The following is a 25,253-nucleotide window of genomic DNA, read 5'->3' on the forward strand; positions in this document are numbered from 1 at the left end:
ACCCCGGTCCCCTGTGCTGTGTTCTTGCTTTCACGTGGGGTGTCCGCACCGGGCCGCGGCCGTTCTTCCTGTCCGGTCCGTCCCGTGGGAGATCCCGCCCGTCCGGCGCGCCTGCGCCGGGCGTTCGCTCCTCCATCCCGGAGGGGAAACGGAGCCAGATCCCGCCCATGCCCGCCGAGACGCCGCCCCTCATCCCCGCCGTGCCCCGGGCCACTGCCCGGCTGCAGTTCGCCGCCGGTTTCGGGTTCGCCCAGGCCCGGGAGCTGGTGCCCTATCTGGCCCGGCTGGGCATCAGCCATCTCTATGCCTCGCCCTTCCTGAAGGCACGGCCGGGCTCGACCCACGGCTATGACATCACCGACCATGCCCAGCTGAACCCCGAACTGGGCAGCGCGGCCGATTTCGACGCGCTGGTGGCGGCGCTGCACGCCCAGGGCATGGGGCTGATCCTGGATTTCGTGCCCAACCATATGGGGGTCGGCGGGTCGGACAATCCCTGGTGGCTGGATGTGCTGGAATGGGGGCAGGCCAGCCTCTACGCCCCCTTCTTCGACATCGACTGGGAGGCGCATGCCGACGGGCGCCTGCTGCTGCCGGTGCTGGGCGACCAGTACGGCACCATCCTGGAGAAGGGGGAGCTGACGCTGGTGTTCGAGGGCGGCGGCTTCAGCGTGGTCTATTATGCCCATCGCTGCCCCATCGCCGTGCGCGACTATCCCCGCCTGCTGCGCGAGGCCTGGGAGCGGCTGGAGGATGGCGCCGCGCGCGAGCCCCTGTCCGATCTCGCCAACGGCTTCGCCGGGCTGGGCACGCCGCCCAAAGGCATGCAGAAGCTGGCCGGGCTGCGGCGGCAGGTGGACGAGCTGAAATCCCGGCTGGCCGCCCTGGTGGAGCAGGATGCCAAGATCGCCGCCGCCATCACCGCCGTGCTGGACCGTGTCAACGGCAGGCCGGACGATCCCGCCAGCTTCCGCGACCTGCACGCCCTGCTGGAGCGCCAGTCCTACCGCATGGCCTTCTGGCGCGTGGCCTCGGACGAGATCAATTACCGCCGCTTCTTCGACGTCAACGAGCTGGCCGGCCTGCGCATGGAGCGGCCGGATCTGTTCGAGCTGGCCCACCCGCTGGTGTTCCGGCTGATTTCCGACGGCAAGCTGCAGGGCCTGCGCATCGACCATATCGACGGGCTTTACGATCCCAAGGCCTATGCCGAGCAGGTGCAGACCCGTGCCGCCTATCTGACCGACCGGCCCGGGGAATTGCCGGTGGAGGCCGGGGGACCCCGCCTGCGCGATCCGCTCTATGTGGTGGTGGAGAAGATCCTGGCCCGGCACGAGAAGCTGCGCGAGGACTGGCCGGTGGCCGGCACCACGGGCTACGAGTTCATGGTTATGGTCGGCGGCCTGTTCGTCGATCCGGCGGCCGAGGCGGCGCTGACCGAAACCTATGAGCGCTTCCTGGAGCGCGCCGCCCCCTACGAGGAAATGCTGCTGGAGGCCAAGCGTCTGATCCTGGGCCGCAACCTGTCGGCCGAGCTGAACGTGCTGGCGCGCGAGCTGCACGGGTTGGCGCAGCAGAGCTGGTCCACCCGCGACCACACCCGCACCGGCATCCGCCGGGCCCTGGCCGACGTGGTGGCGCATTTCCCGGTCTACCGCACCTATGTCACCGGCGACGGGGCGGCGGAGGAGGACCGGCGCTACATCGACTGGGCCGTGACCCGCGCCCGTCGCGGGGCGGAGGCCGCCACCGACCTCAGCGTCTATGAGTTCCTGCGCCGGGCCCTGACCGGCGATCTGGCCGCCGACAAGGCCCATGGCTACAAGGCCGCGGAGGTGATCCGTCTGGCCATGAAGGCGCAGCAATTCACCGGCCCGGTCATGGCCAAGGCGGTGGAGGACACGCTGTTCTACCGCTATGTCCGTCTGGCCTGCCTGAACGAGGTGGGGGGCGACCCCGACCATTTCGGCACCGGAGTCGGCCTCTTCCACAAGGCCAACCAGGAACGTCAGCGCCACTGGCCGCACCAGCTGCTGGCCACCGCCACCCACGACCACAAGCGCGGCGCCGATACCCGTGTGCGCATGGCCGTCATCAGCGAGCTGGCGGAGGACTGGGGCAGCCATGTGCGCAAATGGTCCCGCCTCAACAAGCTGAAGAAGCGGGAGATGGAACAGAAGCCGGCTCCCGGCCGCAATGACGAGTATCTGCTGTACCAGACGCTGGTGGGTGCCTGGCCGCTGGATCTGGACAAGCCGGAGGGGCCTGGGCTCGACGCCTTCGCCGACCGTCTCTGCGCCTATATGCTGAAGGCGGTGCGCGAATCGAAATACCGCTCCAACTGGGCCGCGCCCGACACCGATTACGAGGAGGCGCTGGAGCGCTTCATCCGCGCCATCCTCGATCCCGGCCGCAGCGCTGCCTTCCTGGAGGATCTCATCGGCTTCATCCGCCGGGTGGAACCTGTGGGCGCCATCAACGGCCTGTCGCAGCAGCTTCTGGCCGCCACGGCGCCGGGCGTGCCCGATCTCTATCAGGGCACCGACTTCTGGGACCTGTCGCTGGTGGACCCGGACAACCGCCGTCCGCCCGATTGGGCGGCGCGGCAGGCGGCGCTGGAGCGGCCGGCCGCGGTGGAGGAACTGCTGGTGCAGTGGCGGGACGGGCGCATCAAACAGCATGTGTTGCATACGGCCCTGCAGCACCGGGCCCGCGTCCCCGCCCTCTATGCCGAGGGCGAATATGTGCCGGTGGAGGCCAGCGGTCCCGCGGCCGAGCGCGTGGTCGCCTTCCTGCGCCGCGGCGGCGGGGCGGCGGCGCTGGTGGTGGCGCCGCGGCTGGTGGCGCCGCTGCTGCCCAACCACGGGCAGCGGCCGCTGGTGCCGGCCGAGGCCTGGCACGAGACCGTGCTGCACCTGCCGGACCTGCCCGATGGCGTCCGCCTGCGCAACCTGCTGACCGGTGACGCGGTCCCCTGGCCCAGCGAGGGGCGGCCCGGCGCCCGGTCCGATGGCGGGCGGCTGGCCGTCGCCGACGTGCTGTCCCGTTTCCCCGTGGCCCTGCTGGCGACGGAGGAGACCCCGGCTGAGGCCGGCTGAGGGCCGGCCGAGTCACAGGGGGCGCCGGGGGCCGGAGAGGTCCCCGGTTCCGTGTCAGCCCTTGGCCGGGGCCTTGCTGGCGGCCGCCTTGGTTCCCGCCTTCACCGGGGCGGCATAGCGGGCCAGCCAGTCGACGATGGCCTGCGGGGATTTGGAGCGGGCGTCGGCCAGTTCGGCGCTGTCGGTCTTGTTGACCAGGGTGCCGTCGGCCTCCAGCACCAGCACGGTGGGCACGCCGCGCAGCTTCTCGATGCCGAAGCGCTGCGGGATCTGCAGGTTCTTGTTCATGCGGCCCACATCCACCGTCACCACGGCGTAATGGGCCTCCAGGAACGGCTTCACCTCCGGCAGTTCCATCATGCCGGCCAGGATGCGGCAGTCCGGGCACCAGTTGCCGCCCAGATCGATCAGCACGCGCTTGCCGTCGGCCTTCGCCCGGGCGAAAGCGGCGGCCACGGCCGCCTCGGCATCGGCAGTCTCGTCATAGGGCAGGGGCAGCGGGTTCGTCAGCTGCGCCAGATCGGTGATGCCGACCTTGGGCGCCTCCACCTGGGCGAGGGCGGGGGCGGCCAGACCCAGCGCAAGGCCGGCGGCGAGAAGGGCCGGGGCGGCCAGGGTCGGGATCAGCGGTTTCTGCGGCATGGGGACGGGTTCCCGGATTGCGGAAACGACCACTCTACCGCAGGATGGCCCCTTGTGAAGCCGTTGCGCGCCGCTTGCCGCCCGGTTCCGCACCTTAGGCTTTCCGGCTGTTCTCCCTCCGGACCTTCCGCCCGCTGACCGGACGCCGATGGATCTCTCTTATCTCTCCATGTTCGTGGTGGCCTTCGGCGCCGCCACCGTGCTGCCAATCCAGTCGGAAATCCTGCTGGTCGGACTGCTGTTGCAGCACGAGTACAACCCGGCTCTGCTGGTGCTGGTGGCCAGTGTCGGCAATACGCTGGGATCGTGCGTGAACTGGTATATGGGCCGCTGGCTGCGCCATCTCGCCGAGAAACCCTGGTTCCCCGCGCCGGAGAAGGCCCTGGCCAAGGCCGAGCGCTTCTACAAGAAGTACGGGCTGTGGTCGCTGCTGCTGGCCTGGACCCCGTTCCTGGGCGACCCGCTGACCATCGTCGCCGGCTCGCTGCGCGTACCCTTCCTGCCCTTCGTGCTGATGGTCGGCGCCGGCAAGGCCGCCCGCTTCCTGGCTGTGACCCTGGCGACGCTGCAGTTCTGAGGGGGAATGTATTCGTCTGGTGGAATGGCGCGCCCGAAAGGATTCGAACCTCTGACCCCCAGATTCGTAGTCTGGTGCTCTATCCAGCTGAGCTACGGGCGCAGCGCCCCAGGCCTGTGAGCCTGGCACCGGTGGTGGAATGGCGCGCCCGAAAGGATTCGAACCTCTGACCCCCAGATTCGTAGTCTGGTGCTCTATCCAGCTGAGCTACGGGCGCGCTGTCTTCCAGTTCCAACACCCCGCTAAGGAGGCATCGGCCGGTGAGGCGCGCTTGATAGCGGAACGGACGGACGATTGCAACGGATTTCTGACAGGGGTCGCCGCCGCGGCGCTGCTGCCATGGTCAGCCGCGCATTGCCGACCTCAGACCATTGGAGTATGTCATGCTGCATTCCTTTATCCGGCTACAGGTTATCCCCCCGTGAGCGCGCCGCACGACCCGCAGAAGAACTTTCCCGTCACCTGGGAAGAACTCCACCGCAATGCCAAGGCCATGGCCTGGCGCCTTCAGGACCGGGGTCCGTGGAAGGGCATCGTCGCCATCACCCGCGGCGGCCTGGTGCCGGCCGCCATCGTGGCGCGCGAGCTGGACATCCGCGTGGTGGAGACCATCTCGGTGAAGTCCTACGAGCATCAGACCCAGGGCGAGGTGAAGGTGCTGAAGTCGCCGGACGCGGTGACGGACGAGGGCGAGGGCTGGCTGCTGATCGACGATCTGGTCGATACGGGCAAGACCGCGGCGGCCGTGCGCAAGATGATGCCCAAGGCCCATTTCGCCACCATCTATGCCAAGCCCGCCGGCCGTCCGCTGGTGGACACCTTCATCACCGAGGTCAGCCAGGACACCTGGATTTTCTTCCCCTGGGACCTGCTGCCGGTCAGCTATCTGCAGATCGAGCGCTGATCCGTCAGCACCCGGCGCGGGCTCCGCGCCGCGGTCCGATCATGGAAAAGCCCCCGGCCGTAAGGTCGGGGGCTTTTTCGTCCGGGGCCGGGTGTCACTGTCCCTTCAGCGTCTGGCGGATGCTGGGGGCGTTGCGGATGGCGTCGCGGGTGCTGGAGCGGTTGTTGGGGCCGTCCATGGCGCCGCCGGCATCGAAGCTGGAATCGCCCTGCACGTCGGGCGGCGGCGGCTTGCCATAGATGGCGTCCAGCTTGGTGAATTCGGCCTTGTGGTACTCGTCCACCGTCTGATAGTCGGGCTGCACCGCACGGGGTGCGATGACCGGGACCTCTTCCGTCTGGGTCGGCTTGGCGGCGGGTGGCGGGGCTGCCGGTGCAGGATTGTCGGCGCCGATGGCGTACTGGGCCGCCGCCGGTGCCGCCAGCAGCGGCAGCAGCAGGACCGTCGCCAGCAGGCTCCGGACAGGGGTGAACCGCATCGCCATCATTCTTCGTTCTTTCGGCAGTTGCGTCATCCAGACTGGCACGCAGGGCGCCAGTGTAGCACGGGCGGGCCTATTCCCATCCCCCCAGCAACGGGCGCATGCGCAGCGAGTTCCGGTCGCGCACCCGCACACGCCCATGGACATGCTCCGGCAGCGCCTCACGGTTGCCGCCCACGCGCACCGGCCGCTCGGCGAAGCGGCCCAGGCTGATCATGCGGTCATAGGTGACGATGGCCGCCGCCACCGAGACATTGACGCAGAACTTGGTGGGGATCTTCACCACATGGTCGCAGCGTTCGACCATGGCGGGCGACAGGCTGCCGCGCTCCGGCCCGAACACATAGGCCGCCCGCAGCGGGTGGCGGAAGCTGGGCAGGTCCACGGCGTCGTCGGTCAGTTCCACGCCCACCAGCACGCAGCCCTCCGGCAGCGCCATCTCCGCAAGGGAATTCCAGGGGTAGAAGGGCATGTGGTCGACGCCGCCCGAGGTGTCGGTGGCCCGGATGGCGCCCATGTCCACCACGGCGTTGACGGTGAAGATGAAGCTGGCGCCGAAGGCGTGGCCGGTGCGCAGGATGGTGCCCACATTGCCCGCCTTGCTGATCCCCTCTGCGCCCAGGGCGAAATATCCACGCATGCTTTACCTGTCTGCCGTTCGTCCGGCACTCCTTGCACGTCCGCCCGCGCCTGGGCAAGGTGAAGCCCTTCCGCCCCGCCGCGGGCCAGTCATCGATACAGATCATGCCGCACGCACGCGATAAAAACCCCTCCGCTTCCGGTCATGTCCATGACGGTTCCTGTGGCAGCGGCTGCTGCTGCGGGTCGGGCGATGGCGGGGCCGACCCGGCCCGCATCACCCTGCCGGACCACCGGGCCGACCCGATCCTGGTCGAGGTCACGCGCGGCCCCCTGATCGAGTCGGTCCATCGCGGCCGCGCCGTGGCGGTCGATGCCGGCGGCCATGTGCTGGCCAGCTGGGGCGATATCCAGGCCCCGGTCTATCCCCGCAGCTCCAACAAGTCGCTGCAGGCGCTGCCGCTGGTGGAAAGCGGTGCGGCCGACGCCTTCGGCCTGGACGATGCCGAGCTGGCGCTGGCCTGCGCCAGCCACCAGGGCGAGCCCATGCACACCACGCGCGTGGGCGCCTGGCTGGCCCGGCTGGGCCTGTCGGCGGCCGATCTGGAATGCGGCGCCCATGCGCCCTACCACGCCCCCACCTGGGAGGCCATGCTGCGCCGGGGCGAGGCGTTCAGCGCCCTGCACAACAACTGCTCCGGCAAGCACAGCGGCATGCTGACCACGGCCCTGCACAAGGGCGAGTCGCTGAAGGGCTATGTGGGCTACCAGCATCCGGTGCAGCAGCGCATCCTCGGCGTCATCGAACAGATGACGGGCCAGGACCTGTCCCATGCCCCCTGGGGCGTGGATGGCTGCTCCATCCCCACCATCGGCGTGCCGCTGGAGGCGCTGGCCTATGCCATGGCCCGGATGGCCGATCCGGTGGATCTGCCGTCGCGCCGGGCCGAGGCCGCGACGCGGCTGGTGCGGGCCTGGAGCCGGCATCCCGAGCTGGTGGCCGGCAGCGACGCCTTCGACACCCTCTTCATGCAGGCGCTGAACAGCCGCATCGTCGTGAAGTCCGGCGCCGAGGGCATGTGCTGTGCCGTGGTGCCGGAGGTCGGCATCGGCGTGGCCCTGAAGATCGATGACGGGACCGGCCGCGCCGCCGGCCCGGCCATGGCCGCGGTGCTGCGCGCGCTGGACCTGCTGACGGCGGCGGAGGGGGAGGCGGTGCAGGCCCTGGCCGCGCCGCCCATCAGCAACCGCGCCGGGCTGACCGTCGGCACCCTGCGCGGCGGCCCGGCCTTCTGAGCCGCTCCGCCGGTCCAAGCCGGCCGGACCCGGGCAGAGATCCGGGCCGGCCGGCGGCTTTCGCCACGGTAAGACGATCAACGACAATCAACGATATGGAGGAGACCCGAGCATGCGTGCTGTCCTGTGCAAGGAATTCGGCCCGCCCGAGAGCCTGAGCCTGGAGGAGGTGCCGGCCCCGGCCCTGGGGCCGGGCCAGGTGCGGGTGGCGGTCAAGGCCGCCGCCATCAATTTCGCCGATACGCTGGTGATCCAGGGCAAGTACCAGGAGAAGCCGCCCTTCCCCTTCATCCCCGGCCTGGAACTGGCCGGCGACATCCTGGAGCTGGGGGAGGGGGCGCCGAAGCATCTGGCGCCGGGCCAGCGGGTCATCGGCCTGTCGCCCAAGGGCGCCTATTGCAGCGAGGCCGTGGTGGATGCGGCCATGGTGCTGCCGATGCCGCCGGGCATGGATTATGCCGTGGGGGCCAGCTTCCCCGTGGCCTATGGCACCTCGCACATGGGTCTGGTGGACCGGGCCGGGCTGAAGGCGGGGGAGACGCTGCTGGTGCTGGGCGCCTCCGGCGGGGTCGGACTGACGGCGGTGGAGATCGGCAAGGCGCTGGGTGCCCGTGTCATCGCCGCGGCCAGTTCGGACGACAAGCTGGCGCTCTGCCGTGCCCATGGCGCCGACGCCACCATCAATTACGCGACCGAGGATCTCAAGGCGCGGATGAAGGAGCTGGCGCCCAAGGGGGCCGATGTCATCTATGATCCCGTCGGCGGCGACGCCTTCGACGCCGCCCTGCGCTGCGTCGCCTGGGAAGGCCGCATCGTCACCATCGGCTATGCCTCGGGCCGCATCCCCAGCGTCCCGGCCAATCTGCTGCTGGTGAAGAACTGCAGCGTCATCGGCCATTACTGGGGCGCCTATGCCCGGCACAATCCCGCCCGGCTGGGCCAGAGTCTGCTGGAGCTGATGCGGATGTGGTCGGCAGGCACGCTGAAGCCCCATGTCAGCCACGCTCTGCCGCTGGCGCAGTATGCCGAGGCCCTGCGCCTGCTGATGGACCGCAAGGCCACGGGCAAGGTGGTGCTGACCATCGGCTGATCCGCCGGCCGGGCAAAAGAACGCCGCCGGACGCTGCTCCGTCCGGCGGCGGGAATTCTGGGTCCGGGTGCCGACTGGCCGTCCTGGGGCCGGTCGGCACCCGGTCGGGATCAGTGGACGGATTCGCCGTGCAGGGCGATGTCCAGCCCGTCGCGCTCCGCCTCCTCGTCGACACGCAGGCCGATGGTGAACTTGATGGCGTAGAGGATGGCCGCGGTCAGCACCGCCGTGTAGATCACGGTGAAGCCGACGCCCTGCACCTGGAGCCACAGCGCGCCGGCATTGCCCTCCAGCAGGCCCAGGGTGGTGGCGGGGTCCTTCTCCAGCGCGGCGGCGAAGGCCCCTTCGCTGTTGGCCACGGCGATCTTGGCGAAGACACCGGTCAGCAGCGCGCCGACAATGCCGCCGACGCCATGCACGCCGAACACGTCCAGGCTGTCGTCATAGCCCAGCGCATGCTTCAGGCTGGTGGAGGCGAAGTAGCAGATGATCGAGGCCACAGCGCCGATGATCAGCGCACCGGTGCCGTCGACGAAGCCCGCCGCCGGGGTGATGGCGACCAGACCGGCCACGGCGCCGGTGATGATGCCCAGCACCGAGGGCTTCCGCTTCACGGCCCATTCCACGAACATCCAGGCCATCGCCGCGGCGCCGGTGGCGATCTGGGTCACGGCCATGGCCATGCCGGCGCGCGGGCCGGCAGTCACCGCCGAGCCGGCGTTGAAGCCGAACCAGCCCACCCACAGCAGCGAGGCGCCGATCAGCGACAGAACCAGATTGTGCGGGGCGAAATCGCCGTTGGGATAGCCCTTGCGCTTGCCGATCACCAGGCAGGTCACCAGCCCGGCGATGCCGGCATTGATGTGGACCACGGTGCCGCCGGCGAAGTCGAGCACACCCAGCTGGAAGAAATAGCCGGTGGGGTGCCAGACGGCATGGCAGATCGGCACATACACGATCAGCGACCACAGGGCCGCGAAGACCATCAGCGCCGAGAACTTCATGCGGTCGGCAAAGGCGCCGGTGATCAGGGCCGGGGTGATGATGGCAAAGGTCATCTGGAACATCATGAACACCGACTCCGGAATGGTCGGTGCCAGCGCATGCGTCCCTTTCGGGTCCAGCCCGGCCAGGAAGGCCCGGTCAAGCCCGCCCAGGAAGCTTCCCCCGTCGGTCAGGGCCAGGCTGTAGCCCAGGACGAACCAGAGAACGGTCACCAGGCAGCAGATGGCAAAGCTCTGCATGACCATCGCCAGCACATTGTGCTTGCGCACCAGGCCGCCATAGAACAGCGCCAGGCCGGGAATGGTCATCAGCAGCACCAACGCCGTCGAGGTCAGCATCCACGCCGTGTCGCCACCGCTGATGGTCGGACCGGCGGGGGCATCCTGGGCGAGGGCCACGCCCGGAACCAGCGCCAGGCACGCTGCAAGGATCAGGTTAGACAGTCGATTCATGTGGCTCCCCATTCTTGTGGGCACGGGGGCCGACCCGGCCGCCGCACACGCCGCCCTGCCTCCTTTCAACTTCCGTGCCGCGGCGCAAAGCCGCGGATTTCCTGGGGAACCGAGTCGGTGCCGCGTGCTCACTAAGCAGGCAGTTCGGGTGCGCGGGCTGAAAATGCACAAAAATCGTGCAGAAACAGGACGGACGGAAAGTTCCGATTTTCGCGCTCCGGCAACAGTTTAGTTTCAAAATCATGGAAAGCGGCACGGGCCGCCGTGGTGTTCCCCGGCCTGTGCCGAAACAATAGGCAGATTCCCGGCGCAGTACGGCTCCCCCGGTCGTGGCACCGCGCTTGCGTATTTTTCGCCTGTTGTGCGCTGCGGCACAGATTGGCCGCGCGTTTGGAAATATGGCAGTCTTACCGCCCGTACCACCGACGGGCGTAACGATGTGATCGGGAGGACTCAAGCAGTGCCCAGTATGATGTCGGATTCACGCCTGGACCAGGAACTGCGCCAGGCCCCCAGGCACGCCCTTGCGCTGGTCCTTGCCGGTGGTCGCGGCAGCCGGCTGAAGCAGCTGACCGATCGTCGTGCCAAGCCGGCGGTCCATTTCGGCGGCAAGTTCCGGATCATCGACTTTGCCCTGTCGAACTGCATCAATTCCGGCTTCCGCCGCATTTCGGTGCTGACCCAGTACAAGTCCCACTCGTTGCTGCGGCACCTTCAGCGCGGCTGGAATTTCCTGCGTGGCGAGATCGGCGAATTCGTCGACATGCTGCCGGCGCAGCAGCGCATCGACGAGACCAGCTGGTACCAGGGCACGGCCGATGCCGTGTACCAGAACCTGGACATCCTGCGGGTGCATGGGGCCGAATGGGTGCTGATCCTGGCCGGCGACCATATCTACAAGATGGACTATGCCAACATGCTGGCCGACCATATCCGCACCGGCGCGGATGTGACCGTGGCCTGCATCGAGGTGCCGCGCATGCAGGCCACCGGATTCGGTGTCATGCATGTGGATGAGCGCAACCGTGTCGTCAGCTTCCTGGAAAAGCCGGCCGATCCGCCGGCCATGCCGGGCCGGCCGGACATGGCGCTGGCCAGCATGGGCGTCTACATCTTCAACGCCGCGTTCCTGTACGACCAGTTGGAGCGGGACGCGCGCGATCCCGCCTCCAGCCGTGATTTCGGCAAGGACATCATCCCCTATCTGGTGCCGCGGGCCACGGTGGTGGCGCATCATTTCAACCAGTCCTGCGTCTATAACCGGGCGCCAGGGTCGGAGGCCTACTGGCGCGATGTCGGCACGGTGGAGGCCTATTGGGAGGCCAATATCGACCTCTGCCATGTCTCGCCGTCGCTGGACCTCTATGATGCCAGCTGGCCGATCTTCACCTATCAGGAGCAGCTGCCGCCGGCCAAATTCGTCTTCGACGATGAGGACCGCCGTGGCATGGCCGTGGACAGCATGGTGTCGGCCGGCTGCATCATCTCCGGTTCCAGCGTGCGGCGCTCGCTGCTGTTCAACAAGGTCCGCATGCATTCCTATTCCGAACTCACCGACACCGTCCTGCTGCCGGAGGTGGAGGTCGAGCGCAATTGCCGCCTGACCAAGGTGGTGGTGGACCGCGGCTGCCAGATCCCGCCGGGGCTTGTGGTCGGGGAGAATCCGGAGGAGGATGCCCGTCGTTTCTACCGGTCGGAGAACGGTGTCGTGCTGATCACGCAGGACATGCTGGCGCGTCTCCGCAGCTGACACGGGGGCCGGGGCCGACTGGCCGCGCCGGCCGGTCGGCGTCCCGCAATGCAGGACCATGATGAAGAGCATCTCCGGTCCCTTCCTGCCCGGTCCCTTCGTGCTGGACCCCAGCGGCCGCCGGGTCCGCCTGCACGATGCCGCCGGGTTCGCCCGGCTGCGGGCGGCCGGCCGTGTGGCCGCCGCCTGCCTGGACCATCTGGCCCCGGCCGTGCGCCCGGGGATCAGCACCGGCGACCTCGACGGGCTGGTGGCGGACTTCCTGGGGGCGCAGGGCGCCCTCGCCGCCACGCTGGGCTATCGCGGCTTCCCCAAATCCTGCTGCATCTCCGTCAATGACGAGGTCAATCACGGCATCCCCTCGCCGGCCCGGCGGCTGGCGGACGGTGACATCGTCAATGTCGATGTCACCGCCATCGTCGAGGGCTGGTACGGCGATACCAGCCGCATGTATCTGGTGGGGGCGGTGGCGCCGGCGGCGCGGCGGCTGGTGGACGCCACCTGGGAGGCGACCATGGCCGGCGTCATGGCCGTGCGCCCCGGCGGCCATCTCGGCGATATCGGCCACGCCGTGGAGACGGTGGCGCGGCGATGCGGCTACAGCACCGTGCGCGACTATGTGGGCCATGGCATCGGTCAGGTCTTCCACGATGCGCCCCAGGTCCTGCATTGGGGCAATCCGGGCACCGGCATGCGGTTGCTGCCGGGCATGGTCTTCACGGTGGAGCCGATGCTGAACATCGGCGGCCCGGCCGTGCGCACGCTGCCGGACCGCTGGACCAATGTCACCGTCGACGGCAGCCTGTCGGCCCAGTTCGAGCATATGGTCGGTGTGACCGACACCGGCGTCGAGATCTTCACCCTGTCACCGGCCGGCCATGAGCGCCCGCCCTATCCCGGGGGACCGCCTGGTTCCGGCTGAGGCACCGGATGGTTCCCGTGCTTCCGTTCCTCGCCTCTCCCGGCCGGCGCGGTGCCGTCCCGACCGATCACTCTCCAGGGCAGTCCGAGATCATGCGCATCCTGTTCGTGGCGTCCGAATGCTATCCCTATGTCAAGACCGGCGGTCTGGCCGATGTGGTGGCGGCCCTGCCGCCGGCGCTGAAGGCGCTGGGGCTGGAGGTGCGGCTGCTGCTGCCCGGCTATCCCGCCGTGCTGGAGCGGCTGGGGGTCATGCGCGCGCTGCGCGACCTGCGCGGCATGCCCGGCCTGCCGTCGGAAACGCCGGTGCAGCTGCTGTCCAGCCTGGGCGAGGACGACATCCCGGTCTATGTGCTGGATGCGCCGGCCCTCTATGCCCGGCCCGGCAACATCTATCTGGGACCGGACGGCAAGGACTGGCCCGACAACCATCTGCGCTTCGGCGCCCTGGGCCGCACCGCGGCCCTGCTGGGGCTGGACGGCGACGGGGCCGGCTGGCGGCCGCAGGTGCTGCACGCCCATGACTGGCAGGCCGGGCTGGCCGCGGCCCATCTGCGCCACCCGGTCTGGCCCTTTGTCGGCCGGCCGCGGCCGGCCACCGTCTTCACCATCCACAATCTGGCCTTCCAGGGCCTGTTTCCGCCGGCCACCGTGCCGCTGCTGGGCCTGCCCTGGACGGATTTCACGCCGGAGGGGCTGGAGTTCCACGGCAAGCTGGGCTTCCTCAAGGCGGGGCTGGTCTATTCCGACCGGCTGACCACGGTCAGTCCCACCTATGCCCGCGAGATCCAGGGACCGGAGATGGGGTTCGGTCTGGACGGGGTGCTGCGCGCCCGCGCCGGCGACCTGACCGGTATCCTCAACGGCGTCGATACCCGCTACTGGGACCCGGCCGCCGACCCGCATCTGGCCGCCGCCTACGATGCAGCCCATCTGGACGGCAAGGCCGCCAACAAGCGCGCCCTGCAGCAGGCCTTCGGCCTGACTCCCGATCCGGCGGCGCCGCTGTTCGCCATCGTCAGCCGTCTGACCCATCAGAAGGGCATCGATCTGGTGATGCAGGCGCTGCCGCGCCTGCTGGCCCAGGGCGGGCAGCTGGCCGTGCTGGGCACCGGCAGCCGCGAGATGGAAACGGCCATCCTGGCCGCCGCCGCCGCCAGTCCCGGCCGGGTGGGTGTCAACCTGGCCTATGACGAGGGGCTGTCGCACCGGGTGCAGGCCGGGGCCGATGTGCTGATGGTGCCGTCGCGGTTCGAGCCCTGCGGCCTGACCCAGATGTACGCCCTGCGCTACGGCACGCTGCCCCTGGTCTCCCATGTGGGCGGGCTGGCCGACACCGTGACCGACGTGACCGAATCCAGCCTGGCCGATGGCAGCGCCACCGGCTTCGTCTTCGCGCCGGTGCAGGTGGGGGCGCTGGTCCAGGCCATCGACCGGGCGCTGGCGCTGTATCAGCGTCCGGCGCTGTGGCGGCAGGTGCAGGTGGCCGCCATGGGCCGCGATGTGGGCTGGGAGGCCTCGGCCCGGGCCTATGCCGACCTCTATGCCGGGCTGCCGCTGCCGGCGGCGGTCTGACCGTATCCGCCGCCGGGGCCGGAAACGAAAACGCCCCGCCGGCCCGGTCTGAGCGGGCTGGCGGGGCGCTGTCTGTCCGCGGCGGGCGGGAAAGGGCTTACTCGTCGCCCTCGTCCTCGTCGGCGTCGGCTTCGATCTGGTCGGCCAGATCGCGCAGCATCTCGGCGATCTCCTGATGGCCGGCCTCCTCGACGGACTGGTTGACCGCCGCCTCGATCATGGCGATGGCCACATAGCCGGAGAGCGCGCCACCTTCCTTCATGGCCGCTTCCAGGTGCTTCTCGGCGAGGTCGAGCGCCTTTTCGAACAGCTGCTCGGCGGTGGAGTTGGTGTCGGACATGAACGGTCCCTTCCCGGGTTGGACGTGAGCGGTGCGCCCCTTCTAGCACCGTTTCCGGCGGTCGGCTTGCCAAATCCGCACGCATCGCCGCCCCGCCGCACGGCCGCCGTCCGGCCCGCCTGCGATGAAACCGGATGGCAGAGGCGGAGGTTCCGTCCATGGTCTTCGCGGACGCACAGCGGCCGTGTTCGCGCTGCCGCCATCGCTGCCTTGACCGCAACGGCCGAGGCCGTAGGGTGTCGCCGACGATCCGCGCAGGCCGGGCACGGCAATCCGCCGCTGCCCGGCGGTGATGTGCCTGCCGATGATGTGAAAGACCCGTAAGCGTGTCCCAGCGAAAGTCCCAGGGCTCCAAGCCCCGTTCCCCCGCCCGCCGCAGCGAGGAGCCGCCCGTGCGCGGCCCGGTGGAGGTGACCGTGGAGCGCGTCGGCGCCCGTGGCGACGGGCTGGCGCGCTGGCAGGGCCAGGCCCTGTTCGTGCCGCAGAGCCTGCCGGGCGACCGGCTGATGGTGGAGTTCGCGGCCCGGCGCGGCGACGGCTGGGAGGCGCGGCCGGTGACGCTGCTGCAGGAAGGTCCGGGCCGGGCCGAGCCGGGCTGCCGCCATTACGGCCTGTGCGGCGGCTGCGCCCTGCAGCATATGGACGATGCCACCTACGCCGCCTGGAAATGGGATCTGGCCCGCACCACGCTGGACCGCGCCGGCCTGCTGGCGGGGGTGGAGATCCGGCCCCTGGTCCGCACCCCGCCCGCCGCCCGCCGCCGGGCCGTGCTCACGGCCTCCAGGCGGGGGCGGCGCCTGTGGCTGGGCTTCAACGAGCGCGCGTCCCACCGGCTGATCGATCTGGAGCAATGCCCGGTGCTGGCGCCGCCGCTGCAGGCGCTGGTGGCCCCGCTGCGGCCCCTGCTGGCCGGGCTGCTGGCCGACGGGCAGCAGATCGATGTGGCCCTGACCCTGCTGGCCGACGGGGTGGATCTGGTGCTGGAGGGGCTGGCGGAACCGGCGCTGCCGCAGCTGGAAACCCTGGCCGCCTTCGCCGAGGCCCACGATCTGGCCCGGCTGACCTGGCGGCGCAAGCCCGGCGTCCCGGCCGAACCCGTTGCCCTGCGCCGCACCGGCCTGGTGCGCTTCGGCGGTGTCGCCGTCTGCCCGGCGCCCGGTGCCTTCCTCCAGGCCAGCGCCGAGGGGGAGGCGGCGCTGGTGCAGGCCGCCTGCCAGGGCACGGCCGGGGCCGCGCAGGTCGCGGACCTGTTCGCCGGCAGCGGCACGCTGACCTTCCCGCTGGCGGGGCAGGCCGAGCAGGTGCATGCGGTGGAGGGCGAGCCCGAGGGGCTGCGCGCGCTGACGGCGGGGGCGCGGCAGCTGCCGCCCGGCCGGGTCACGGTGGAACGGCGCGACCTGTTCAAGGACCCGCTGTCCCCGCCCGAGCTGGCGCGCTTCCAGGCCGTGGTCTTCGACCCGCCGCGGGCCGGGGCGGCGGCGCAGGCGGCGGCCCTGGCCGCCTCGTCCGTGCCGGCCGTGGTGGCGGTGTCGTGCAATCCCGCCAGCTTCGCCCGCGACGCCCGCACCCTGGTCGATGGCGGCTACCGGCTGCTGGAGCTGACCCCCGTGGACCAGTTCCTCTGGTCCCCGCATCTGGAACTTGCGGCCCTGTTCCGCCGCTGAGCGTCGGTGCGCCGGCGCCTGAGGGAACCCGGACCAAGGCCGGCGACCGCCGGCCCGCGCCCCCATGGGCGCGCAAGCCAAGCCGCCGGATGGCGGCGCCCGGCGCCTGAGGGAACCCGATCACGCCGCCAGCGTCACCGGGTTGACCAGCGATTGCAGGGCGTCGACCAGGAACTCCACCAGCGGCCGGGCCACGGCCCGGCTGGCCTTGTCTTCGCCGAAGACGGCGATGTCCACCGGCTCCAGGGCGGGGAAACCCTCCTCCTCGCCCAGTACGCGCAGGCCCGGCAGCAGCGAGGCCACGCCCAGGGTGGTGACGCCCAGCCCGGCCTGGGCCGCGGCGCGCACGCTGGCGATCGAGGCGCTGGCATAGGCCGTGCGCCAGGGCCGCGCCCTGCGGTCCAGCGCCTCCACGGCGCGGGCGCGGTAGATGCAGGGGCTGGGCATCAGGCACAGCGGCACCGGCGCGCCCGGCTCCGCCCGCCAGTCGCCGGCGGCGACCCAGACCGCCGGCTCGCGCCACAGCAGCCGCCCGGCGCTGGAACCGGCATCGCGCTTGGCGATGACCAGATCCAGCTGCTCCGCCTCCAGCCCGCGGATCAGCTCCAGGCTGGAGCCGACGCGGACATCCAGCCGCACCCGCGGATAGGCCTTGGCGAAGCGGGCCAGGATGGTGGGCAGATGCTCCGGCGCGAAATAGTCGGCCACGCCGAAGCGCAGCAGCCCCTCCGCCTCGGGCGCCAGCACATGGGCCACGGCCTCGTCGTTCAGGGCCAGGATGCGCCGCGCATGGCCCAGCAGCCGTTCCCCCGCCGGGGTCGGGGCCAGCGACCGGCTGGTGCGGTCCAGCAGCCGCCGGTCCAGCAGTTCCTCCAGCCGCTTGATCTTCATGCTGATGGCGGATTGCGTGCGGCCCAGCCGTTCCGCCGCGGCGGTGAAGCCGCCGGCCTCCATCACCGTGACGAAGGTCCGCACCGCATCGATGTCCAGGTCCGGCAGGCGCATGGTTCATTCATCACGATTGGGCATTGATCGGATCAAAACAATTCATTTCCCTGATGCGTCCGTCAAGGGCATTCCTGATGCACGCTTCATCCGTTGCCAGGACCAGGGCACGGCCATCCCCTTCAGGAGACGCGATCATGAAAGCCAGCCTGCTGCACGCCTTCGGCGGCCCCGAACAGTTCCGCACCGGCGAGATCCCGACGCCGGTGGCCGGCCCCGGCCAAGTGCTGGTCCGCATCGCCGCGGCCAGTGTCAATCCGGTGGATACGAAGATCCGGGCCAGCGGGGCCATGGCGCCGGCTCTGCCGGCGCCGCTGGGCTGCGACATGGCCGGCATCGTCGCGGCGGTGGGGCCGGGCGTGGCCGGGTTCGCGCCCGGCGACCGGGTCTATGGCTGCGTCGGCGGTGTCACCACGCTCCAGGGCACCTATGCCGACTATGTGGCCGCCGATGCCCGCCTGCTGGCCCCGGCCCCGGCGACGCTGGACCTGCGTCAGGCCGCGGCCCTGCCGCTGGTCTTCATCACCGCCTGGGAAGGGCTGGTGGACCGGGCGGCGGTCCAGCCGGGCGACACGGTGCTGATCCATGGCGGCGCCGGCGGTGTCGGCCATGTGGCCATCCAGATCGCCAAGTCCCGCGGCGCCCGCGTCGTCGCCACCGTCTCCTCGCCGGAGAAGGCGGAGATCGCCCGCAGCCTCGGCGCCGACGAGACGGTGAACTACCGGGACGAGACGGTGGAGACCTATGTGCAGCGCCTGACCGGCGGCACCGGCTTCGACGTGGTGTTCGACGCCACCGGCGGCAGCGACATCGCCACCAGCTTCGCCGCGGCCAAGCTCAACGGTCAGGTGGTCACCATCGTCTCCCGCTACAGCGCCGACCTGTCGCCGATGCACCAGAAGGGCCTGTCGCTGCATGTGGTGTTCATGCTGCTGCCCATGCTGCACGATGCCGCCGGCCGGCTCGACCGCACCCATCAGGGGCAGGTCATGCGCCAGGCCACGGCGCTGGCCGAGGCCGGCCGGCTGACGCCGCTGCTCGACCCTGCCCGCTTCACCCTGGACCAGGTGGCCGACGCCCACCGGCACCATGCCGGCGGCAAGGCTGTGGGCAAGATCGTCATCGACGTGGCGGCGCTGGACTGACCGGCGGCCTGGGGCGCCAGTCCCGCCTGTGGGCACAGGGCAAAGGCCGGCGACCGCCGGCCCGCGCCCGCATGGGCGCGTAAGCCAAGGCGGCGGATGCCGCCGCCCGGCGTCTGAGGGAACCTGAACCAGATCCGGCGACCGCCGGCCCGCGCCCGCATGGGCGCGTAAGCCAAGGCGGCGGATGCCGCCGCCCCCGCCTCACGGCTTGGCCAGAAAGGCCCGGATGTCCGACAGCAGCCGGTCGCGGTCGGCGTCGCGCAGATACATCATGTGGCCGGCCTCGTAATAGGACATGCCCACCCGCTCCGCCGGGATGTCATGGGCGGCGAAGGTGCGCTCGGCATCGAAGAAGGGCGTGATCAGGTCGTAATAGCCGTTGGCGACCATGAGCCGCATGCCGGTGTTGCGGCGCATGGCGTGGGCCAGCCGGCGGGCGGTGTTGACATAGGACGGCTCCCAGCCTTCCCCGGCCGGGACCGGGCGCCAGTCCCAGCTCTTGCCGACGGCGCCGCCGGTCAGATAGGGCCGGTCCATCTCCACCCTCAGCGGCCCGCCGAACAGGCTGTTCAGGGCGGCGGTATAGGCGCTGTCGATGGCCTCGCCCGCGGCATCGTCCAGCACCGGGCTGTCGGCCACCCGGTCCAGATCGTCGATGGCATAGCGCCCGTCCAGCTGGCCGATGGCCAGCCCGCGGTCGCGCAGCAGCTCCTTGCGGAAGCGGGCCACCGTCACCCGCAGGTCGGACCGCAGCACATAGCCCTTGTCCAGGCCCAGCAGCGCCGCCAGCCGTGCGGCCACGGCCTCGCGCTCGGCCGCGGGCAGACGTCCGCCCTTGAACAGGGCCGGCAGGTAGGTGTCGGTGGCGAAGGCGCGGGCCTCCTCCGCCACCTGCTCCAGGCTCTTGTCCCGGTTGGCCCGGCCGTGATAGCGCGCCGTCAGCGCCATGGCCGGCAGATAGGTGGCGAAGCTGATGAGATTGTCGGGGGTCGAGGTCGATCCCTCGTAATCCAGGGCCTGGCTGATCAGCACCAGCCCGTTCAGCGCCAGCCCCTGGCCATCGTCCAGCAGCGCGTCGGACAGCGCCGCGGCGCGGGTGGTGCCATAGCTCTCGCCGATGATGAATTTCGGCGCGTTCCAGCGCTTGTTGGCCGTGACCCAGCGGCGGATGAAATCGGCCATGCTGGCGATGTCGCCGGTCAGGCTCAGATAATCCTCCGGCTTGCCGGCCCCGACGGTGCGGCTGTAGCCGGTGCCGACCGGGTCGATGAAGACAAGGTCGGTCAGGTCCAGCGGGCTGGCCCCGTTGTCCAGCAGACGGTAGGGGGCAGCCCCGTCATCGGCGTCGGCCTCGCTGGCCACCTGCACCCGCGTCGGTCCCAGCAACCCCAGATGCAGCCAGACCGAGGCCGATCCCGGCCCGCCATTGAAGACGAAGGTCACGGGCCGCTTGCCGGCCTCCACCCCGTCGCGGGTATAGGCCACCGACCAGATGGCGGCCACCGGCTCGCCCTTGTCGTCGGTCAGATAGGTTTCCTCGGCCGTGGCGGTGTAGCGCAGGCTCTGCCCGCCGAACTTGCCCTCATGCTGGCTGACGAAGCGCCGGGCCGGCGGCACGGCGGGTCTGGCCGCCTCCCGCTCACTGGAGCCCGGGTCGGCCGCGGCCCGGTCCGCTGCTGTAACCGTGGGCTTCGGGGTGTCGGCGGCCTCCGCCAGGGGGGATATCAGCACCGCCGCTGTCGCCAGCAGCACCCGGACCAGACGCATCGATCACCGCTCCCATCCGAAAGAGCGGAGAGGGTAGCGCCGCGGCGGCGGCTTGTCTTCCCCATTGCCACGCGGCCGCATCGGGGCCGGCCGCGGGCGGCAGCCCCGATGCCGGCCACCTCACCCCAGATCGCGCACGTCGGTCAGCCGGCCGGTCAGGGCGGCGGCGGCGGCCATGGCCGGGCTCATCAGATGGGTGCGGCCGCCGGGACCCTGGCGCCCCTCGAAATTGCGGTTCGAGGTGGAGGCGCAGCGCTCGCCGGGCTTCAGCTTGTCGTCGTTCATGGCCAGGCACATGGAGCAGCCGGGTTCGCGCCAGTCGAAGCCGGCCTGCTTGAACACCCGGTCCAGCCCCTCCTGTTCCGCCTGCTGCTTCACCAGGCCGGAGCCGGGCACCACCATGGCATAGACGCCATCGGCCACCCGGCGCCCGCGGGCCAGGGCGGCCTCGGCGATGGCGGCGGCGGCGCGCAGATCCTCGATGCGGCTGTTGGTGCAGGAGCCGATGAACACCTTCTGCACCGGCACCTCGGTCAGCGGCGTGCCGGGGGTCAGGCCCATATAGGCCAGAGAGCGCGCCGCTGCCTGCTGCTTGTTCGGGTCCTTGAAGTCGGCCGGGTCGGGCACGGCGGCGGTGATGGGGGCCACATCCTCGGGGCTGGTGCCCCAGGTCACCACCGGCGCGATGTCGGCGGCGTTCAGCACCACCTCCTTGTCGTACACGGCCCCCTCGTCGCTGACCAGGGTGCGCCAATGGGCGACGGCGCGGTCGAAATCGGCGCCCTGCGGTGCGCGCGGCCGGCCGCGCAGATAGGCGAAGGTGGTGTCGTCCGCGGCGATCAGGCCGGCGCGGGCGCCGCCCTCGATGGCCATGTTGCAGACGGTCATGCGGCCTTCCATGGACAGGCTGCGGAAGGCCTTGCCGCAATATTCGATGACATGGCCGGTGCCGCCGGCGGTGCCGGTGGCGCCGATCACGGCCAGGGTCAGGTCCTTGGCGGTGACGCCGGGGCCCAGATCGCCATCGACCAGCACCCGCATGTTCTTCGACTTCTTCATCAGCAGCGTCTGCGTGGCCAGCACATGCTCCACGTCCGAGGTGCCGATGCCGAAGGCCAGGGCGCCGAACGCCCCGTGGGTGGCGGTATGGCTGTCGCCGCAGACGATGGTCATGCCCGGCTGGGTCACGCCCTGTTCCGGCCCGACCACATGCACGATGCCCTGGCGGATGTCGGCCATGTCGAAATACTCGACGCCGAACTCCCGGGCGTTGATGCCCAGCTGCTCCAGCTGGATGCGGCTTTCCTCGTTGCGCACGCCCTGCAGCCGGTCGGCGCTGGTGGGCACATTGTGGTCGGCCACGGCCAGGGTCTTGTGCGGCTGGCGCACGCGGCGGCCGGCCAGACGCAGCCCCTCGAATGCCTGCGGGCTTGTCACCTCATGCACCAGATGCAGATCGACATAGAGGACGCAGGTCCCATCCTCCTGCCGGTGGACCACATGGGCGTCCCAGATCTTGTCATAGAGGGTACGGGGCTTGGACATGATCGCTCGATATCGCTGCGGGGCCTTCGGTGCGTTTTATCCGGAAAGGTGCGGCGCATGATCGCGCCATTTTCTTTCGCGGACAGCCGACAATAGCCCGTGCCGCCGGGATGAACAAGGCTGGGAGCCGGCGCCTGCCGCATGGTGGCCGTGCGCAAAGCAGGGGGCGGGATCAGGCGGCGGGCAGCCGCACCTCCACCATCGTGCCCCGGCCGGGCGCCGTGTCCAGCCGCAGGCTGCCCCCCTGCAATTCGGCCAGCTGCTTGGCCAGGGGCAGGCCCAGGCCGGTGCCGCGCACATCGCTGATCTGGGCGTGGGCGCCCTGGCGGAAGGGCAGCAGCGCCTGCGCCGCCTCCTCCGCCGTCATGCCGGGGCCGGTGTCGCCGATGCGGATGCACAGCAAGCCGGCCTCGGCGGTCAGGTCCACCCGCACGGCCGCGCCGGGCGGCGAGAACTTCACGGCGTTGGACAGAAGGTTGACGGCGATCTGCAGCACGGCGCGCCGGTCGGCCCGGGCCGGCGGCAGGTCCGGCGGCAGCGCGGACTCCAGGCGGATGCTGCGGTCCTTGGCCTGTCCCGCCACCAGCGTCATGGCATTGGCCAGCACCCCGTCCAGGGCCAGCGCCTCCGGCATCAGCTCCCAGCGGCCGGCGCCGATCTTCGACAGGTCCAGGATGTCGTTGATCAGCGACAGCAGGTGCCGCCCCGCCTGCAGGATATAGCCGAGATATTCGCCCGCCGGTCCCGGCCGGGCCTGCTCGTCCACTTCCAGGACCTCGGCGAAACCGATGATGGCGGTCAGCGGCGTGCGCAGCTCGTGGCTGACATGGGCCAGGAACTGGTCCTTGGCGGTGTTGGCCCGTTCCGCTGCCCGGCGCGCCCGCTCCAGCTCCTGGGTATGTTGCAGGATGCGGTGGTGACTGTCCTGCAGCGCCGCCTCCACCGCCCTGATCTCCGCCGTGGCCGGGGGCAGGCGCAGGGCCGGCACACGGTCCTGGGCCATGCCGGCGGCCACGTCCGCCAGATCCTCGAACGACTGGCCGAGCCGGCGGGCGATCTGGCGCAGGGCCACGAACACGATCCCCACCAGCAGCAGGCAGAGCAGGAAGGTGCTGCTGCCCAGGCGCCAGGCCTCTGTCAGCAGCAGCGACTGCGCCTCGCCGACGACGGCGATCCAGCCGGCCTCGGCCGAGCGCACGGCCGCCACCCGCACCCGCACCCCTTCGGGACTGGTGACCAGCCCCTGGCCCTCGCCGCGTCCGGCCAGCAGCGCCTGTGTCTCCGCCACCAGCGCACGCCCCACCACGGCTTCCGGGGCATAGCTGCGGGCGGCGATGGTGCCGCTGCGGTCGGCCACCAGCCCGACATAGGGGGATGGCAGACCGGCCAGCAGCCGTTGCAGCTGGTCGGTGAACAGGGTGAAGGCCAGCAGATGGCGCTGCCCCTCGACCCGCACCGGCCGCATGATGACGAAGATGGGACGTCCGGCCAGATTGCCCAGGAACAGGTCCGACACCTGGAACCGTTCTCCTTGCGCTGCCGCCCGGAACACATCCTCGATCTTCGAGGCCGGCAGCGGTGCGCCGAAGGGCCGCAGCGTGTTGAACACCGGGCGCCCGTTCCCGTCGATCAGGGCCACGGCATCCACGCGGTCCGGCTTGGCGGTGACGGCGAAGGCGTAGAAGCTCTCCAGCCGCCCGGCGGCCAGATCCGGCATGCCGGCCATGGTGTCGAGGGACAGCCGCAGCGCATCCAGCTCCCGGTCGATGGAGGCTGCCAGCAGCCGGGCCGCGACCAGCGTGCGTTCCTGCGCCGTGCGCGTGGCTTCCTGTACCGACCACCAGACCAGAAGGCCAGCCAGAGCCAGCAGCGGCACCAGGGCGATCAGCACCAGCCGGGTCAGTTGCTGTCGGGTCGTGGTCGGGCGCATCGCATCGTCCGGATACAGGGTGCCCTACAGCTACCTGAACTTGTCCCGCTGTCCAGCGCAATCCACGTCGCAGGATATGTCCCGCACCGTCCCGCTCAGATCCGCGGCAGCCGCGCTTCCGGCGTCGGCGGAGCCAGATCCTCGTACAGGGCGCGGGCCTCGGGGGCCGGGCCGCGACGGGCGGCCAGGGCCAGCACCTTGATGACGCGGATATGCGGCCCCAGCGGAAAGGTCAGCACATCGCCCGGTCGGATGGTCTGGCTAGCCCTGGTCACCGGCGTCCCGGCCAGCCGGATGCTGCCCGATCCGCAGAGTTTGGAAGCCAGGCTGCGGGTCTTTACGAATCGGGCGTACCACAGCCATTTGTCCAGCCGCAGCCGGCCCTGGGCCAGATCGGCCGCATCGGCTGGATCGTGACCGGACAGGTCGTGCTCGGCCATGGGTCAGCCCGCCAGCGCCTTGGCCAGGAAGGGCAGACTCTCGTCCATGCGGTAATCCACGCCGGAATGATCGTCGGGGAATTCCTCGTAGCGGTGGGCGATGCCCAGCGTGGTCAGGGTCCGGTGCAGCCGGCGGGCGCCATAGACCAGGTTGTACTGGTCGCGGTCGCCGCAATCGATGTAGAGCGCCTTCAGCCCCTTGACCCCGCCGTCCGCATGGCGCGGGGCCAGGGCCAGCGGGTCCCAGGCCTGCCAGGCCGCCCAGCGTTCGGGAATGGTCTCGCAGGTACGCAGGTCCACCGGCAGGCGGATGCCCAGGAACTGGCCGGGATCGGGGTCGTAGGTGGCGGCCATGCACAGCATCATCAGCAGATGCGTGTCCTTGCCGTCGGGCTTGCGCGCCTGCTCGAAGCTGCGGATGAAGCGCTCCGGCGACAACTCGTGCTTGGCCAGACCGCGCAGCACGTTGGGGAAATCATAGAGGTAACAGAGGTCGAACCCCACATCGCCGGAATGGCTGGCGGCGGCGGCCCAGACATCCGGGCGCAGGAAGGCATGGGCCAGGGCGCCATAGCCGCCGCTGCTCTTGCCGAACAGGCCGCGCCGCCCCGGCCCGCCGCAGCCGAAGCGCTGTTCCAGCCACGGCACCATCTCGTCGCAGAGGAAATCCATCCAGCGGCCCATGGCGGCGGAGTTGATGTACTGGTTGCCGCCCAGCCGGGTGAAGCAGTCGGGAAAGGCCACCAGGACCGGCGGCATGGCGCCGCTGTGGATCAGCCGGTCCAGCCGCTCCGGCACATTCTCGCCGAAGTTCCGCCAGTTGGTGTGGGCGGGACCGCCGGCGGTATAGCCGACGATGTCCACCAGCAGCGGCAGGCCCCGCGTGGCCCCCGCTCCCTCGAACCCGGCGGGGACATAGACATGCACCTCCCGCTCCGCCGGATCGCCCAGCAGATTGCCCTCCAGCACGCGGCTGGTCAGGCTCAGACGGTGAATGGTGCCGCGGGGGGCGGTGGTGGATTTTCGCATGGGCTTCTTCCTCCGGCC

General features: G+C 70.3%; 21 protein-coding genes and 2 tRNA genes. 10 read left to right on the forward strand and 13 right to left on the reverse strand.

The features are described from left to right. Window positions 1-167 precede the first annotated feature (167 nt). Window positions 168-3,098, forward strand: a complete 2,931-nt coding sequence (gene treY, locus DK368_RS07475) for a malto-oligosyltrehalose synthase (protein WP_114393303.1) — start codon at window positions 168-170, stop codon at window positions 3,096-3,098. 54 nt (window positions 3,099-3,152) lie between these two features. Here the strand turns inward: treY and DK368_RS07480 are convergent, their stop codons facing one another. Next, entirely contained in the window at window positions 3,153-3,740 is a 588-nt protein-coding gene (locus DK368_RS07480) for a thioredoxin family protein (RefSeq protein WP_114393304.1), read from the reverse strand. Window positions 3,741-3,888: 148 nt separating this feature from the next. On the opposite strand from DK368_RS07480, the gene DK368_RS07485 reads away from it, so the two are divergent. Further along, on the forward strand, window positions 3,889-4,317 hold the full coding sequence (locus DK368_RS07485; protein WP_114393305.1) for a YqaA family protein: 429 nt from the start codon (window positions 3,889-3,891) through the stop codon (window positions 4,315-4,317). 25 nt (window positions 4,318-4,342) lie between these two features. Here DK368_RS07485 and DK368_RS07490 read toward each other — a convergent pair. Both DK368_RS07490 and DK368_RS07495 read right to left on the reverse strand, forming a co-directional pair. After that, window positions 4,343-4,419 (reverse strand) — tRNA-Arg (locus DK368_RS07490). Window positions 4,420-4,457: 38 nt separating this feature from the next. After that, window positions 4,458-4,534: transfer RNA gene (locus DK368_RS07495), tRNA-Arg, on the reverse strand. 204 nt (window positions 4,535-4,738) lie between these two features. On the opposite strand from DK368_RS07495, the gene gpt reads away from it, so the two are divergent. After that, complete coding sequence (gene gpt / locus DK368_RS07500) at window positions 4,739-5,221, forward strand: xanthine phosphoribosyltransferase (RefSeq protein ID WP_162305924.1); 483 nt, start codon at window positions 4,739-4,741, stop codon at window positions 5,219-5,221. A 94-nt stretch (window positions 5,222-5,315) separates the two neighbouring features. Here the strand turns inward: gpt and DK368_RS07505 are convergent, their stop codons facing one another. Both DK368_RS07505 and DK368_RS07510 read right to left on the reverse strand, forming a co-directional pair. Further along, a complete protein-coding gene (locus DK368_RS07505) occupies window positions 5,316-5,699 on the reverse strand; it encodes a hypothetical protein (protein WP_155524512.1) in 384 nt (127 codons plus the stop codon). Window positions 5,700-5,775: 76 nt separating this feature from the next. After that, entirely contained in the window at window positions 5,776-6,342 is a 567-nt protein-coding gene (locus DK368_RS07510) for an RNA methyltransferase (protein WP_114393308.1), read from the reverse strand. Between the two features lie 104 nt (window positions 6,343-6,446). On the opposite strand from DK368_RS07510, the gene DK368_RS07515 reads away from it, so the two are divergent. Together DK368_RS07515 and DK368_RS07520 are read left to right on the forward strand one after the other, a co-directional pair. Next, window positions 6,447-7,577, forward strand: coding sequence for an asparaginase (locus DK368_RS07515; RefSeq protein WP_114393309.1), 1,131 nt, complete (start codon window positions 6,447-6,449; stop codon window positions 7,575-7,577). A 112-nt stretch (window positions 7,578-7,689) separates the two neighbouring features. Beyond that, window positions 7,690-8,667: an NADPH:quinone oxidoreductase family protein gene (locus DK368_RS07520; protein WP_114393310.1), complete on the forward strand. Its 978-nt coding sequence runs from the start codon at window positions 7,690-7,692 to the stop codon at window positions 8,665-8,667. 110 nt (window positions 8,668-8,777) lie between these two features. On the opposite strand, the gene DK368_RS07525 is transcribed toward DK368_RS07520, so the two are convergent. Beyond that, entirely contained in the window at window positions 8,778-10,124 is a 1,347-nt protein-coding gene (locus DK368_RS07525; RefSeq protein ID WP_193552263.1) for an ammonium transporter, read from the reverse strand. 472 nt (window positions 10,125-10,596) lie between these two features. Here DK368_RS07525 and glgC point away from each other — a divergent pair, with 472 nt between their 5' ends. The 3 genes from glgC to glgA all read left to right on the forward strand — a co-directional run bounded on the left by glgC (window position 10,597) and on the right by glgA (window position 14,370). Beyond that, window positions 10,597-11,874, forward strand: coding sequence for a glucose-1-phosphate adenylyltransferase (gene glgC / locus DK368_RS07530; protein WP_420818890.1), 1,278 nt, complete (start codon window positions 10,597-10,599; stop codon window positions 11,872-11,874). Between the two features lie 58 nt (window positions 11,875-11,932). Continuing rightward, entirely contained in the window at window positions 11,933-12,796 is an 864-nt protein-coding gene (gene map / locus DK368_RS07535) for a type I methionyl aminopeptidase (protein WP_420818887.1), read from the forward strand. Between the two features lie 92 nt (window positions 12,797-12,888). Continuing rightward, on the forward strand, window positions 12,889-14,370 hold the full coding sequence (glgA, locus tag DK368_RS07540; protein ID WP_114393313.1) for a glycogen synthase GlgA: 1,482 nt from the start codon (window positions 12,889-12,891) through the stop codon (window positions 14,368-14,370). Window positions 14,371-14,467: 97 nt separating this feature from the next. Here glgA and DK368_RS07545 read toward each other — a convergent pair whose 3' ends face one another. Continuing rightward, window positions 14,468-14,710 carry a hypothetical protein gene (locus tag DK368_RS07545; RefSeq protein ID WP_114393314.1) on the reverse strand — a complete coding sequence of 81 codons (243 nt, stop codon included), beginning with the start codon at window positions 14,708-14,710 and terminating at the stop codon, window positions 14,468-14,470. 326 nt (window positions 14,711-15,036) lie between these two features. On the opposite strand from DK368_RS07545, the gene DK368_RS07550 reads away from it, so the two are divergent. Continuing rightward, window positions 15,037-16,374 (forward strand): class I SAM-dependent RNA methyltransferase, encoded by a 1,338-nt coding sequence (locus tag DK368_RS07550; protein WP_114393315.1) that lies wholly within the window; start codon window positions 15,037-15,039, stop codon window positions 16,372-16,374. A 120-nt stretch (window positions 16,375-16,494) separates the two neighbouring features. Here the strand turns inward: DK368_RS07550 and DK368_RS07555 are convergent, their stop codons facing one another. Beyond that, window positions 16,495-17,379, reverse strand: a complete 885-nt coding sequence (locus DK368_RS07555) for a LysR substrate-binding domain-containing protein (RefSeq protein WP_114393316.1) — start codon at window positions 17,377-17,379, stop codon at window positions 16,495-16,497. 137 nt (window positions 17,380-17,516) lie between these two features. Between DK368_RS07555 and DK368_RS07560 the strand changes: the two genes are divergently transcribed. Beyond that, on the forward strand, window positions 17,517-18,524 hold the full coding sequence (locus DK368_RS07560; protein ID WP_114393317.1) for a zinc-dependent alcohol dehydrogenase family protein: 1,008 nt from the start codon (window positions 17,517-17,519) through the stop codon (window positions 18,522-18,524). 201 nt (window positions 18,525-18,725) lie between these two features. Here DK368_RS07560 and DK368_RS07565 read toward each other — a convergent pair whose 3' ends face one another. The 5 genes from DK368_RS07565 to DK368_RS07585 form a co-directional block, all read right to left on the reverse strand. Continuing rightward, window positions 18,726-20,291 (reverse strand): S10 family peptidase, encoded by a 1,566-nt coding sequence (locus tag DK368_RS07565; RefSeq protein ID WP_114393318.1) that lies wholly within the window; start codon window positions 20,289-20,291, stop codon window positions 18,726-18,728. A 120-nt stretch (window positions 20,292-20,411) separates the two neighbouring features. Further along, entirely contained in the window at window positions 20,412-21,836 is a 1,425-nt protein-coding gene (gene leuC, locus DK368_RS07570; RefSeq protein ID WP_114393319.1) for a 3-isopropylmalate dehydratase large subunit, read from the reverse strand. A 172-nt stretch (window positions 21,837-22,008) separates the two neighbouring features. Then, window positions 22,009-23,766: a sensor histidine kinase gene (locus DK368_RS07575; RefSeq protein WP_114393320.1), complete on the reverse strand. Its 1,758-nt coding sequence runs from the start codon at window positions 23,764-23,766 to the stop codon at window positions 22,009-22,011. Window positions 23,767-23,861: 95 nt separating this feature from the next. Further along, entirely contained in the window at window positions 23,862-24,206 is a 345-nt protein-coding gene (locus tag DK368_RS07580) for an RNA-binding S4 domain-containing protein (protein ID WP_114393321.1), read from the reverse strand. Between the two features lie 3 nt (window positions 24,207-24,209). Further along, the gene (locus tag DK368_RS07585) at window positions 24,210-25,235 is read right to left on the reverse strand and encodes an alpha/beta hydrolase (RefSeq protein ID WP_114393322.1); all 1,026 of its coding nucleotides are present in this window, start codon (window positions 25,233-25,235) and stop codon (window positions 24,210-24,212) included. Between the last annotated feature and the right edge of the window lie 18 nt (window positions 25,236-25,253).

The sequence above is a fragment of the Oleisolibacter albus genome, assembly GCF_003336875.1.
Classification (GTDB): domain Bacteria; phylum Pseudomonadota; class Alphaproteobacteria; order Azospirillales; family Azospirillaceae; genus Niveispirillum; species Niveispirillum album.

Bases quoted from the DNA above. Each gene is read 5' to 3' on its own strand.
- treY (WP_114393303.1), top strand. From the start codon at position 168: ATGCCCGCCGAGACGCCGCCCCTCATCCCCGCCGTGCCCCGGGCCACT.
- DK368_RS07480 (WP_114393304.1), bottom strand. From the start codon at position 3,740: ATGCCGCAGAAACCGCTGATCCCGACCCTGGCCGCCCCGGCCCTTCTC.
- DK368_RS07485 (WP_114393305.1), top strand. From the start codon at position 3,889: ATGGATCTCTCTTATCTCTCCATGTTCGTGGTGGCCTTCGGCGCCGCC.
- DK368_RS07505 (WP_155524512.1), bottom strand. From the start codon at position 5,699: ATGCGGTTCACCCCTGTCCGGAGCCTGCTGGCGACGGTCCTGCTGCTG.
- DK368_RS07510 (WP_114393308.1), bottom strand. From the start codon at position 6,342: ATGCGTGGATATTTCGCCCTGGGCGCAGAGGGGATCAGCAAGGCGGGC.
- DK368_RS07515 (WP_114393309.1), top strand. From the start codon at position 6,447: ATGCCGCACGCACGCGATAAAAACCCCTCCGCTTCCGGTCATGTCCAT.
- DK368_RS07520 (WP_114393310.1), top strand. From the start codon at position 7,690: ATGCGTGCTGTCCTGTGCAAGGAATTCGGCCCGCCCGAGAGCCTGAGC.
- DK368_RS07525 (WP_193552263.1), bottom strand. From the start codon at position 10,124: ATGAATCGACTGTCTAACCTGATCCTTGCAGCGTGCCTGGCGCTGGTT.
- glgC (WP_420818890.1), top strand. From the start codon at position 10,597: ATGTCGGATTCACGCCTGGACCAGGAACTGCGCCAGGCCCCCAGGCAC.
- map (WP_420818887.1), top strand. From the start codon at position 11,933: ATGATGAAGAGCATCTCCGGTCCCTTCCTGCCCGGTCCCTTCGTGCTG.
- glgA (WP_114393313.1), top strand. From the start codon at position 12,889: ATGCGCATCCTGTTCGTGGCGTCCGAATGCTATCCCTATGTCAAGACC.
- DK368_RS07545 (WP_114393314.1), bottom strand. From the start codon at position 14,710: ATGTCCGACACCAACTCCACCGCCGAGCAGCTGTTCGAAAAGGCGCTC.
- DK368_RS07555 (WP_114393316.1), bottom strand. From the start codon at position 17,379: ATGCGCCTGCCGGACCTGGACATCGATGCGGTGCGGACCTTCGTCACG.
- DK368_RS07560 (WP_114393317.1), top strand. From the start codon at position 17,517: ATGAAAGCCAGCCTGCTGCACGCCTTCGGCGGCCCCGAACAGTTCCGC.
- DK368_RS07565 (WP_114393318.1), bottom strand. From the start codon at position 20,291: ATGCGTCTGGTCCGGGTGCTGCTGGCGACAGCGGCGGTGCTGATATCC.
- leuC (WP_114393319.1), bottom strand. From the start codon at position 21,836: ATGTCCAAGCCCCGTACCCTCTATGACAAGATCTGGGACGCCCATGTG.
- DK368_RS07575 (WP_114393320.1), bottom strand. From the start codon at position 23,766: ATGCGCCCGACCACGACCCGACAGCAACTGACCCGGCTGGTGCTGATC.
- DK368_RS07580 (WP_114393321.1), bottom strand. From the start codon at position 24,206: ATGGCCGAGCACGACCTGTCCGGTCACGATCCAGCCGATGCGGCCGAT.
- DK368_RS07585 (WP_114393322.1), bottom strand. From the start codon at position 25,235: ATGCGAAAATCCACCACCGCCCCCCGCGGCACCATTCACCGTCTGAGC.